The sequence below is a fragment of the Caldisalinibacter kiritimatiensis genome (assembly GCF_000387765.1).
Lineage (GTDB): Bacteria > Bacillota > Clostridia > Tissierellales > Caldisalinibacteraceae > Caldisalinibacter > Caldisalinibacter kiritimatiensis.
The window spans coordinates 1-12,684 of sequence record NZ_ARZA01000166.1 but is presented as its reverse complement, the minus strand read 5'-3'; the positions used below and the strand labels follow the sequence as shown (position 1 = coordinate 12,684).

Here is a 12,684-nt window from a genome sequence, read left to right as displayed (position 1 = left end):
AAAGGTAGAAAAAATGTTTATAGAATTATTATCGAAAAGCGAAAGGCGAACAGCGAATAGTCTAATTTTTTTCTAAGAGTTAGGAGCTGAGAACTGAATGAAAGGCTACTAACCACTAACAACGAACTACTAACTAACAAACCTACGAAGTCGACTTTGTTTCGTAAAATAATGTAAAATCTACATAAATTACATTTGATAAATTATAATAACACCTTTATAATATTAATAAAATGCAAAATTTATTAAAATGAATTAACAACATAACTAGAAGTTATGACATACAAATAATAAAATCTATTAATTATAATTAACAAACTAACTAACTCACTAGAAATGTTACAGTATATTAATAAATTATTAAAATTTTGTTAATTGCAAATTAAAACTAAATTAAGTATCATATAACTAAATCATTTAAAATTTTCTGATAATTGAAATGGAGTTAGTTAGAGATTCTAATTTTAAGAAAGTTTATACATGGCTAAACAGTTGAAATGTAGAAGAAAATTTCAATTTTAATATAAAAAATGAAAGGTAACTCTTGCAAAATTTCAGCTACTAAAGGAATTAGTGTGAAAGTAAAGCCTCTTTCCGATATCTAATAGTTAATAAGACTTGCATTTATATATATCCATTACCATTAGTCTATAAAATAAAGTTTATTAACAGAATGAAAATTGTTAAATTGTACAAGCGCTAGTCAAATGCTATTACATAGCTGAAAAATAGCCTGTATTAAAATCGAAATTTTGCGACAAATAAGTTAATTTAAAATATTTTATTTTTTGTAATAGACAAATTATGAGTATTTAGAAGGAGGGGATGGGACACAAATTTTTAAATATTTTTTTATCAGTTTAAATCACATACTTAAATTTATGGAGGTGTATATATGTTAAGGTATACTTTAAAAAGAACTGCGATTGCATTGTTAACAATTTGGGTCGTAGTTACGATTACTTTCTTTTTAATGCATGCAATACCAGGAGACCCATTTACAAATGAAAAGAAGATTCCACCAGAGATTATGGAAAACTTAAAACGTAAGTATGGATTAGATAAGCCTCTTATAGTTCAATACGGTAAGTACTTACAGAACCTGTTAAGAGGTGATTTAGGAGATTCAATGCACTTTAAAGCAAGGTCAGTTAATAAAATATTAGGTGAAAGTTTCCCTGTGTCGGCGAAACTAGGATTATTATCTGTAGGTTTAGGAGCCGTTCTAGGAATAACATTTGGAATTATAGCAGCGCTAAATAGAGCTAAATTTTTCGACTATTTTGTAATTATATTAGCAGTTATAGGTGTATCAGTTCCACAGTTCGTTTTTGGTTCATTATTCCAGTGGTTGTTTGGAGTTAAATTTCAATGGTTTCCAGTTGCTCAATGGGGAACACCTGCTCACTATGTGTTACCGGTGTGTGCTCTAGGATTCCGTATGATTGCTTATATAGCAAGGATGATGAGGACGAGTATGCTTGATGTACTAGGACAGGATTATGTGAAAACAGCAAGAGCAAAAGGACTTTCAAGAAATGTAGTTATATGGAAGCATACAATAAGAAACGCTATATTACCTATCGTTACTATTTTAGGGGTTGCAATTGCCGGAGTAGTAGTTGGTTCATTCGTAATAGAAAAGATATTTGCAGTTCCAGGAATGGGTAAACATCTTGTTCAAAGTATCCAACAAAATGACTACACTATGATTATGGGTACAACTGTTTTCTATGCAATAATATTAATTGTAATGATGTATTTAATTGACTTATTCTATGGAATAGTCGATCCAAGAATTAGATTAGACTAATTAGACTAAAGGGGGTAGTTAATTAATGGCTCAAGTTGAGTTGACTAAAGATAGCTTTGAAGTTGTTGGTAAAGATATAGAGGGTTCTGAAAAGATTGTTAGAGCCAGTTTAACTTACTGGCAGGATGCATGGAGAAGACTTAAGGAAAATAAACTTGCAATAGTTGCATTAGTAATATTAGCACTGATGGTTGCTATGGCATTTATTGGACCACATTTAACACCTTATGAATATGATTATCAAGATTATACTGTTATAAACAAAGCGCCAACTTCAGAACATTGGTTTGGTACAGATGCATTGGGAAGAGATATATTTACTCGTTGTTGGGAAGGTGCAAAAATTTCATTATTTATAGCTTTTGTTTCAACAATAATTAACGTTACTATTGGAGTTATATATGGTGGTATTTCAGGATATTTAGGCGGATATGTTGATATTGTTATGATGCGTATTATAGAAATTGTTTATTCAGTTCCAGTATTGTTATGGGTAATACTTTTAATGGTTGTTATGGGACCAGGTTTAAAAACTATAATTATTGCTATTTCGATAACAGGTTGGGGTGGTATGGCCCGTGTTGTAAGGGGTCAGGTACTTCAATTAAAACAGATGGAATTTGTTTTAGCGGCTAAAACTTTAGGTGCTGATACATCAAGAATTATTACTAGACACTTAATTCCAAATACAATGGGACCAATTATTATAAACCTAACATTCCAAGTACCTTCAGCGGTGTTTACAGAAGCATTCCTTAGTTACTTGGGATTAGGTATTCAGCCTCCACTTGCAAGTTGGGGTTCATTAGCACAGGAAGGTACATTGATGCTATTAATTCATCCGTATCAATTATTCTATCCAGCGTTACTTATAAGTATAACTATGCTAGCGTTTAATGTTTTAGGTGACGGTTTAAGAGATGCGCTGGATCCAAAACTTAGAATGTAAAAAGGGGGGCTATAAAGTGGCGAATAATCAAGAAAATAAATTATTAGAAGTTGATAACCTGCAAGTATCATTTCATACTTATGCAGGTGAAGTTAAAGCGGTTAGAGGAGTATCTTTCCATGTAAATAGAGGGGAAGCATTAGCAATAGTTGGGGAGTCAGGATGTGGAAAGTCGGTAACAGCACAGACAATAATGAAGCTTATTCCGATGCCTCCTGGAAAAATAAAAAAAGGTAAAGTAGTTTTTGATGGTAAAGAGATTTCAAAATATACCGATAGACAGATGGAAAAGATAAGAGGTAAGGAAATAAGTATGATTTTCCAGGACCCAATGACATCACTTAACCCAACTATGAAAGTTGGAAAGCAGATTATGGAAGGGCTTATAAAGCATCAAAAAATGGATAAGCAAAAAGCTAAAGAAAGAGCGATAGAAATGTTAAGGCTTGTTGGTATACCTAATCCTGCTAAGCGTGCAGAACAGTATCCACATGAATTTAGTGGTGGTATGAGACAGAGAGCTATGATAGCTATAGCTTTAGCATGTAATCCAAAGCTTTTAATAGCAGATGAGCCTACAACTGCACTAGATGTTACAATTCAGGCTCAGATTATAGACCTTATGCAGGAGTTACAGCATAAGCTTAATACAGCAATTATAATCATTACCCATGACCTTGGTGTAGTTGCAGATATAGCTCAGAGAATAGCTGTTATGTATGCAGGAGTTGTTATAGAAAGTGGAACAGTTGATGATATATTCTATAGACCTCAACACCCTTATACATGGGGATTATTACAGTCTGTACCAAGACTTGATGTTAAAGAAGATAAAAGACTTGTACCAATAGAAGGTACACCACCTGACTTGATTGCACCACCAAAAGGATGCCCATTTGCAGCTAGATGTGATCATGCTATGAAAATTTGTAAAGAACAATTCCCTGAAAGAACAGAAATTGATGATAATCATTATGTACACTGTTGGTTACAACATAGCATGGCACCTAATGTGAAAAATCCTATTATCGAGGAAAGGGGATAAAAATGACAGAAGAAAGAAAAAATCTAATTGAAGTTAGAAATCTAAAAAAATATTTTGAGGTTGGTAGAGGTCAAGTATTAAAAGCTGTTGATGGGGTTAGTTTTTCTATTAAAGAAGGAGAAACATTAGGTTTAGTTGGAGAGTCAGGCTGTGGTAAGTCTACAACAGGTAGAACGATTGTTAGATTATATGATGCTACAGATGGAGAAGTAATTTTTGATGGAATGAATGTTCATAGTTTAAATAGACAAGAATTAAAGAGATATACAAGAAAAGCTCAAATGATATTCCAAGACCCATATGCGTCTCTTAACCCTAGAATGACAGTTACTGATATTATAGGTGAAGGTATAGACATACATGGATTATATAAAGGAAAAGAAAGACAGAAAAGAATATATGAGCTTCTTGAGTTAGTTGGATTAAGTAGAGAACATGCTAACAGATTCCCACATGAGTTTAGTGGTGGACAAAGACAGCGTATAGGTGTAGCGAGGGCTTTAGCAATAGAGCCTAAGTTTATAGTATGTGATGAGCCAATTTCAGCATTAGATGTGTCTATTCAAGCTCAGGTTGTAAACTTACTTCAAGACTTACAAGAAGAGTTTGGACTAACATATCTATTTATTGCCCATGACTTAAGTATGGTTAAGCATATATCAGATAGGATTGCTGTTATGTATTTAGGGGTATTGTAGAGCTTACAGAAAGTTATGAACTATATAAAAATCCATTGCATCCATATACACAAGCTCTACTTTCTGCAGTACCAATTCCAGACCCAGATATAGAAAAATCAAGAAAGAGAATTATGCTAGAAGGAGATGTACCAAGTCCTATTAATCCACCTTCAGGATGTAAATTCCAAGGAAGGTGTAGACATGTTAAAAAGATATGTAGAGAAAAAACACCTGAATTAAGAGAAGTAAAACCAGGACACTTTGTTGCTTGTCACATGGTTAAATAATAATAGTAATTAAGGCCGAAGTTTTAACTTCGGCCTTAATATTAAAAAATATTATGTTTATTGTAATTTAATTTTTGTACAAACATAAATATATTATAGATAACAAATTAATTATTAAATCCAAAAAAGAATCCAGTTATATCAATAGTTGCCATTTCATTGAAGATAATATCTTCTTGACAATATGTTAAAATTTCTTTATACTTTAATTAACGTCAATTAACAAATATTAATAAAATGAAAAAAGCAAAAATATAAAAAAGAATAAAAATTTTCAAAAAATAAAAGGAGTTTTTAAAATTTTGTAGAATAGTAAATTTGTATTATTTTTAAAGGGGGGATGTGAGCAGATAAAAAACTTTTTAAAACTTTTTTCATAAAATTTAGAACATTAAAGGGGGAAATTTTTAAATGAGAAAAAGCAAATGGTTGTTATTAGCTTTAGTATTTGTAATGGTATTTACTTTAGCATTATCAGGCTGTGCTAAAAATGAAGAGCCAGCTCCAAATGATGATAGTAATGTAACAGAAAATGATAATAACGAAGAAAATGCAAATGAAGAGCAAGATACTAGTGATGAGGGTGGAGAAAAATTAGCTGAAGAGCAAGTGCTTAGAGTAAACTGGGGTTCAGAACCACCTGATTTGGACCCTCAAACTACTACAGACCAAGTGTCATTCTGGATTATTAATGCTACATTAGAAGGTCTTGTAAGACTTAACCCAGATGGTACAGTAGGAAAAGGTCTTGCAAAAGATTGGGAAATAAGTGAAGATGGTTTAACTTATACATTCCATTTAAGAGATGCTAAATGGTCAGATGGAACACCAATAACAGCTCATGACTTTGAATTCTCTTGGAAGAGAGCTTTAAACCCAGAAACAGCTGCTCAATACGCATATCAGTTATACCATATCAAAAACGCAAAAGCTTATAACACTGGTGAAATAACTGACCCAAGTGAAGTTGGTATAACTGCAGTAGATGATAAAACTCTTAAAGTTGAGCTTGAAAGACCAGCTCCATTCTTCTTAAGTTTAACTTCATTCATCACTTACTTACCAGTTCAAGAAGCTGCTATAGAAAAATTTGGTGATGAATATGCTACAGATCCAGAAAAAATGGTGTATAGTGGACCATTCAAGATAGGTGAATGGCAACACGAACAAAAACTTGTATTAGTTAAAAATGAAAACTATTGGGATGCAGACGCTGTTAAGTTAGAAAGAATCGAAGGTTCTATGATTACAGACAATAATACAAGAGTTAACTTATATGAAACAGGACAGTTAGATATGACAGGAGTTCCTTCAGAATTCTTAGAAAAATATCAAAATACTCCTGAATATCAATCATTAGCTGAAGCTACAACTTGGTATTTACAATTTAACTGTGAAGACAAATACTTCAGCAATCTAAACATAAGAAAGGCATTTGCATACGCTACAAATTCAAAAGCATATGTTGACAATATCTTAGCTGACGGTTCATTAGTAGCAGAGGGATTAACTCCTCCATTATTACCAGGTAAAGATGGTAAAGAATTTGCTGAAAACCGTGGAGCTGTATTACCAAAATTCAACCCTGAAAAGGCTAAGGAACACTTTGAAAAAGGTCTAGAAGAATTAGGTATTACTAAAGAACAATTCGAAAGTGAAGTTACTTTAGTTTGTGGTGAAGGTACTTGGTGGAGTAGAACAGCACAAGCTGTACAACAGATGTGGAAGCAAAACTTAGGCGTAGAATTAGGTATTGAGCAAATGACATTTGCAATGCGTCTAAAGAGATATAACGATAAAGACTATCAAATCACTATAGCTGGTTGGGGCGGTGACTACAACGACCCAATGACATTCATGGACTTATTCGTTACTGGCGGAGGAAACAACGATGCTTACTTTAGTAACGAAGAATATGATAGATTAATAGAAATAGCTCAAACTGGTAGTGGTGACGAAAGAATAGATGCAATGGTGGACGCAGAGAAGATATTAGCAGAAGAATTACCAATCTTCCCAATGTTCCATCCAGCAAGAAACTTCGTACAAAGACCATATGTTAAGGGAGTAGCTAGATTCCCAGTTGGTTGTGACACTGAGTACAAGTGGGCTTATATCTTAGAACATTAAGAATAGTTAATTAAAGGCGGTCATATGACCGCCTTTAATATTTGTGAAAACAGTAATTTGAGAGCTGAGGATTAGAGCGTATATAAAGGCGTACATGATGATATAAGTGTTTTCGAGAAAAAACGGCTACTTTATGTTTTAAGTACGTTATCTTGTTCTATATTTTCTATAGTTAATTTCGTATAATCCTCTTTTTCTCTATAATATGGACAGTTACTTTTTATTGTTCCTGCAGATTTAGTTATATAAGTAAGAGTACAAATACCATCATTTTGATAAATACAGTTCTCTGAACAGTTTATGGTCAATTGAGTATAAGCACCTCCTATGATTTGAGATTATTAATATTATTTTCCCCAGTAAGCTTTATATAATTAGAGAAAAGAATACAAAAAATTTACCATCTATCGTTCTTTTAGTGTTTTGACACATTATCTTGCACGTCAACTATCATAAATTTTAAGTTAAGATTAAATAGCTGACTAAAATTACTAACTACTAACAACGAACTACTAACTAACAAATCGACAAAGTCGACTTTGTTCTTACGAATAAATAATTAATGTCTCTGTAATAATATATGAGAGTTTAAGAAAAAGGAGATGATGAGTTGTTATTTCCTGATTACACAGAGACAAAAGTGGTTTATCATGTAGCACCTATTAATGACCTTGATAATATATTAAAAAAAGGCATAAGATATGATGATAAGTTTACATATGAATCAAAATACCTGAATTTCCATAAATATATTGATTCCTATAAACCTAATACTATTCCAAACTGGGTCATTAGAGAAAAAGCAATATTTGCTAGTTTGAATTTTGATAAAAATCACCAGTGGCATTCTCATAGCGTGATAATGGCTATAAACATAGACCCTAGTAAATGTTGGGTAGCCAATGAGAATCTTGCTAATGAGCTTTATGAACCCTTTATTCTTAAAGATGTACAAGGATTTGAGTGTGCGAAAAAATACATATATAATAGAGGTAAAAAGATACTACATAAATATTGGACTACATCCCTTAGTTTTATTGATAATTTAAAATATAGAAGGGATAAAGAAAAAGGATATGATGCAGAAGTTCTAGTATTTGATTATATTCCACCAGAACATATAAATATACTAGCAATAGTATCAGATCACAAGATTATGACTATGAAGGAATGGAAAAGGTTTTTTTGTGATAGGAGGTAAGGGAATGGAAATAGGGAAGCTACCAAATGAGTTATTAGAAAAATTAGTTATATCAAGAATAAAAAACAAAAGAGAGGATGTAATAACTAGGGCTGGAGTTGGAGAAGATTGTGCAGTTATAGATTATGGAAAATATAGTTGTGTACTGTCTACAGACCCAATTACAGGTGCAACACATAATATAGGGAGATTAGCTGTTAATATTTCATGTAACGATGTTGCATCTAATGGAGCTGAACCTGTAGCAATACTTATGACGATTATGGCTCCACCATCAATTAAAGAGGATGATATCAAGGTAATAATGGATGATGCAGGACAAGCTTCCAAAGAATTAAATGTAGAAATAGTAGGAGGTCATACGGAAATAACAGATGCTGTAAATAGGACGATTATTACTACTACTGCAATAGGTAAACAGCTTAAGGTAAAAACATTAAAACCAGAAGAAGTAAAGGTTGGAGATAAAATTTTGTTAACTAAAATGGCTGGAATAGAGGGAACTAGTATTATAGCTAGTGAATTAGAAGAAACTTTAAGTACGGAAATCTCACAGGAATTATTAAAGCAAGCAAAAGGATTTATAAACGATATTAGTGTAGTTAAAGAAGGAATGATATGTGGAGAAATAGGAGTAAAATATATGCACGATATAACTGAAGGTGGTGTTCTCGGAGCAGTTTGGGAAGCATCAAAGGCTATAAAAAAAGGAGTGCTTATAAATAAGACTGATATACCAATAGCCGAGAGTACAAAGAAAATATGTGATTTTTATAATATTGACCCATTAAGATTAATTTCTAGTGGCAGTATGCTCATTGTTTGCGGTAATGAGAAAGTAGATATAATAAAGCAAGAACTGAGAAAAAATAGTATAGTTATTACTGTTATAGGAGAAGTAACTGAATCAGGTGTTTTTATGAAAGATGGAGATGAAATAGAAGAAATTGCTCCACCAGAAAGTGATGAGCTTTATAAGGTGATATAAGTAATTGAGAATTTATAAAAATAAAAAAACGTCCATACAAATAATAATTTGGAGAAAATCAAGTAGAGAAGTATTAGATAATGTACAAGGAGACGTAAGAGAAATTTAAAATTGCACTACTAGTACTAAATACCTAGTACCAAGTACCTAAAGCGGCATAAAGCCGCTTTTTATATTAAATTCATATTACAAAATTCTATATTTATTGACTCAATATTTCAAAAAATGATATATATAAATTGAGTGCTAAAAATCATAATGTTTTTTAAAAAAAGGGGGACATTCCATGCGAAAGATTGTAGCAATTATCTTAACAATTGTTTTATTGTTATCTATGGTACAAGGAGTATTTGCAGACAATGAAACTAAAGAACCTGAAAAGATTGAAGTAAGAGTTGATGGTAAGACAATAATGGTTAAAAAGATTAATGTATTAATAAATGGAGAACAAATGAAATCTGATGTCCCTGCTATGCTTTATGATTCGAGAACGTTAGTACCTGTGAGGTTTGTTACTGAATATTTAGGTGGAGAAGTTGGATGGGATGCTGAGAACTATCAAGTTTCTTTGGACATAGGAGATAAAAATATATTACTTACAATAGATAGTAGTAAAGTAATAATAGATGGAGAGGAAAAAAAATTACCTTACGATGTACCAGCAAAGATTATCAATGATAGAACAATGGTTCCGATAAGATTTGTAGCAGAAGAACTAGGCTGTGAAGTGAGTTGGGACCCAGAGACATGGACAGCTATAGTAGGTATGAAGGAAGAAGTTACTGACATAATAGTGGAAAAAAAAGAGAGTGTTTTACCTAAAGTAACAATAAAAACTACTGGAAAGGTAGAGTATGATGAGATATTATTAGAAGAGCCTTATAGGCTAGTTATTGATATACCTTATACTAAGCTCAATATATCTAATGAAGAGTTACTAGATTCAAAAGGAACTGTAAATATAAAGGTAGATGAGTATCCTATAAAAAACGTAAGAGCTTCACAGTTCTCTTATGAGCCTGATATTACCAGAATAGTTATAGATTTAGAGCAGTTTATAGGATATAAAATAGAGACGGAAGATAATGGCTTACAATTAAGTTTTGTTAATAAAGTAAAAGATATAGAACTTGAAGAAGTAGAAGATAGGGAAGGAATAGTTATATATAATACTAATTTGCCTGAGTACAACATAATGAGATTGTCTAATCCAGATAGAATTGTAGTTGACCTTATGACTTCACTTTTAGATAGTGAAAAACTTAAGTATGATATAGAAACTGATTATGTAAAAGGTATTAGAACATCTCAATTTGAATCAGATAATCTATATAATAGTGAAGATAAAATAGTTAGGGTAGTTTTAGATGTAAAAGAAAATGAAGAAAGACCTAATTTTATGACTGCTATTGAAGAGAATAAACTAATATTATATGTAGATGATAAAGATTTTGAACCAATAAATTATGAAAATGATGATATTTATAAGAGATTAACAATTAAACTAAATAAACCTACAACTTATAATGTTAATTATTCTGAAGAAAGTAAAGTTATGGAGATAAAAATGCTAAAGGATAATATAGATATAATGACAGGTATGCAGTTAATAAATGATGAGTATATAAACTATATATTAGTTGAAGAGCAGGGAGATTATAAGACTATTACCATTAAATATAATCAAAATATTACATATAAAATAGATTCTAAGGCTGAAGATGAAGAGATAGCTTTAAAATTTATGGGTAAAGATGAAAGATTTAAAGATAAGTTGATAATCATAGATGCAGGTCATGGAGGTAAGGACCCGGGTGCAACAGCTCCTACTTTCAAGGTTCTAGAGAAGGAATTGAACCTTAGAGTTGCAAAAGAATTAAATGAAAGACTTAAAGCAGCAGGTTTCAAAACTTTAATGATTAGAGAAACTGACAAATATATAGGTTTATATGAAAGAGCAGATATTGCTAATGAGAGTAATGGTGATTTATTCATAAGTATACATTTCAATGCACATCCAAATCAAGATATAAAAGGAATACAGACTTTTTATTGTCCTTCTTATGAGAGTACAGTAAAAAGTGAAGATAATTTCCCTGTAGCTAATGCTATACATCAAGAAGTTTTAAAAGCTTTAAATGCTAACGATATGGGAATAAGAAGAAGGCCTGAATTAGTTGTGGTTAGAGAAACTAAGATGGTAGCAGCACTTGTAGAGTTAGGATTCTTGACTAATCCTGAAGAAGAAAAGAAAATACTTACTGAGGAGTATCAAGAGAAAGCAGTTGAAGGGATGCTAAATGGTATAATTAGATATTTTGAAGAAGAAGTGTTTAATCACAATTAATATAATAATTTAATCATAGTCTCCCCCTATTATTAATATAATTTATAAAGCAAGTAATAGTAAGGGGGGTAAGTATATGTATAAGAAAATATTACTTATAGTATTAGTTTTTGCTTTAAGCTTAAGCTTTTACGGTTGTAAAGCAATTGATGTGATGAAAGGATTAGTATCAGAAGAAGAATCTGAAGTTGAAATAGTGAGAAGTGATGAAGAAGATATAGAAATTTCTAATGATGTAAACATGAGAGATACGGTATTGTATTTCCAAAATGAAAATGGCTATTTAGTTCCTGTAAAACGAGAAATACCTTGGGAAACAGGTATAGCAAAAGCTGCCCTTAGTAACATGATAGCTGACCCTGTTGTAACAGAAGATATTGCACAGATTGGACTTATGCCAATAATTCCTGCAGGAACTGAGATAATAGGCATGTCTATAAACGATGGATTATGCAAGGTAAACTTTACAAATGATATATTGAATTATCAATCTAAAAAAGAAGAAGAGAATATAGTAAAAGGTATAGTTTATACGTTAACTGAATTTCCAACAATAGATAAAGTGCAATTTATGTTTGAAGGACAAATTATTAATGAACTAGAATATGGAACTAAAGTAGCTCAACCTATAGAGAGAAAAGATATAAACTTATTAGATATAGGAGCTAATGGAGACTCTAGGATAGTTGTATATTATAAAGGAACAAGTAACGGTGAGTATGAATATTATGTACCGGTTACATTACCTATATCTGGTGACAACGTTAATGTATCTAAGGCGTTAAGAGAGTTATTTAATGGCCCACCTGAATTGACAGGACTATATACAGATATACCTTTAGGCGTAGAATTAAGTGACGTATCAGTAAGAGAAGGAGTTGCATACATAGATATAAACCTAGAGTCGAATGAAGCTATTTCAAGTCAAGTTCAGTTTGATATGATGAGTAAAAATATTGGGCTTACGCTTCAGCAGTTTAATGATATTGCAGGATATGAGATATTAATTGAGGGCAAGACATTAGAAGAAGCAGGGCTCGAATTCTTTGAGCCAGAGGGATTACCTGTATTTGCAAACGAATATTAATTTAAACTACCGGTCAACCGGTAGTTTTTTTATTTTTAGGCTAACAGCTACTTGCTACAAACAACTAACTAACAAATCGACGAAGTCGACTTTGTTCTTGCTTAAGAAAGTATATTTACAGTATATGCTATAATCAAGCTATATATCCAGGTTGAAA

General features: G+C 31.7%; 9 protein-coding genes and 1 pseudogene. 9 read left to right on the top strand and 1 reads right to left on the bottom strand.

Features of this window, described 5'->3' with window-relative positions; genetic code table 11:
- Positions 1 to 895 precede the first annotated feature (895 nt).
- The 5 genes and pseudogenes from L21TH_RS07440 to L21TH_RS07420 all read left to right on the top strand — a co-directional run bounded on the left by L21TH_RS07440 (position 896) and on the right by L21TH_RS07420 (position 6,904).
- The gene (locus L21TH_RS07440) at positions 896 to 1,813 is read left to right on the top strand and encodes an ABC transporter permease (RefSeq protein ID WP_006313226.1); all 918 of its coding nucleotides are present in this window, start codon (positions 896 to 898) and stop codon (positions 1,811 to 1,813) included.
- Positions 1,814 to 1,838: 25 nt separating this feature from the next.
- Positions 1,839 to 2,762 carry an ABC transporter permease gene (locus tag L21TH_RS07435; protein WP_006313225.1) on the top strand — a complete coding sequence of 308 codons (924 nt, stop codon included), beginning with the start codon at positions 1,839 to 1,841 and terminating at the stop codon, positions 2,760 to 2,762.
- Positions 2,763 to 2,778: 16 nt separating this feature from the next.
- Complete coding sequence (locus L21TH_RS07430) at positions 2,779 to 3,807, top strand: ABC transporter ATP-binding protein (protein ID WP_006313223.1); 1,029 nt, start codon at positions 2,779 to 2,781, stop codon at positions 3,805 to 3,807.
- A gap of 2 nt (positions 3,808 to 3,809) precedes the next feature.
- Positions 3,810 to 4,774, top strand: a pseudogene (locus tag L21TH_RS07425) (ABC transporter ATP-binding protein).
- 411 nt (positions 4,775 to 5,185) lie between these two features.
- On the top strand, positions 5,186 to 6,904 hold the full coding sequence (locus L21TH_RS07420; RefSeq protein WP_006313220.1) for a peptide ABC transporter substrate-binding protein: 1,719 nt from the start codon (positions 5,186 to 5,188) through the stop codon (positions 6,902 to 6,904).
- 131 nt (positions 6,905 to 7,035) lie between these two features.
- On the opposite strand, the gene L21TH_RS14275 is transcribed toward L21TH_RS07420, so the two are convergent.
- Entirely contained in the window at positions 7,036 to 7,212 is a 177-nt protein-coding gene (locus L21TH_RS14275; protein ID WP_006313217.1) for a hypothetical protein, read from the bottom strand.
- 302 nt (positions 7,213 to 7,514) lie between these two features.
- Here L21TH_RS14275 and L21TH_RS07415 point away from each other — a divergent pair, with 302 nt between their 5' ends.
- The 4 genes from L21TH_RS07415 to L21TH_RS07400 all read left to right on the top strand — a co-directional run bounded on the left by L21TH_RS07415 (position 7,515) and on the right by L21TH_RS07400 (position 12,527).
- Positions 7,515 to 8,105, top strand: coding sequence for a hypothetical protein (locus tag L21TH_RS07415; RefSeq protein ID WP_006313216.1), 591 nt, complete (start codon positions 7,515 to 7,517; stop codon positions 8,103 to 8,105).
- A gap of 4 nt (positions 8,106 to 8,109) precedes the next feature.
- Positions 8,110 to 9,093, top strand: a complete 984-nt coding sequence (locus tag L21TH_RS07410; protein ID WP_006313215.1) for an AIR synthase family protein — start codon at positions 8,110 to 8,112, stop codon at positions 9,091 to 9,093.
- A gap of 286 nt (positions 9,094 to 9,379) precedes the next feature.
- A complete protein-coding gene (locus L21TH_RS13790) occupies positions 9,380 to 11,440 on the top strand; it encodes an N-acetylmuramoyl-L-alanine amidase family protein (protein ID WP_006313214.1) in 2,061 nt (686 codons plus the stop codon).
- Positions 11,441 to 11,516: 76 nt separating this feature from the next.
- Positions 11,517 to 12,527: a GerMN domain-containing protein gene (locus L21TH_RS07400; protein ID WP_006313213.1), complete on the top strand. Its 1,011-nt coding sequence runs from the start codon at positions 11,517 to 11,519 to the stop codon at positions 12,525 to 12,527.
- The last annotated feature ends 157 nt before the right edge of the window (positions 12,528 to 12,684 follow it).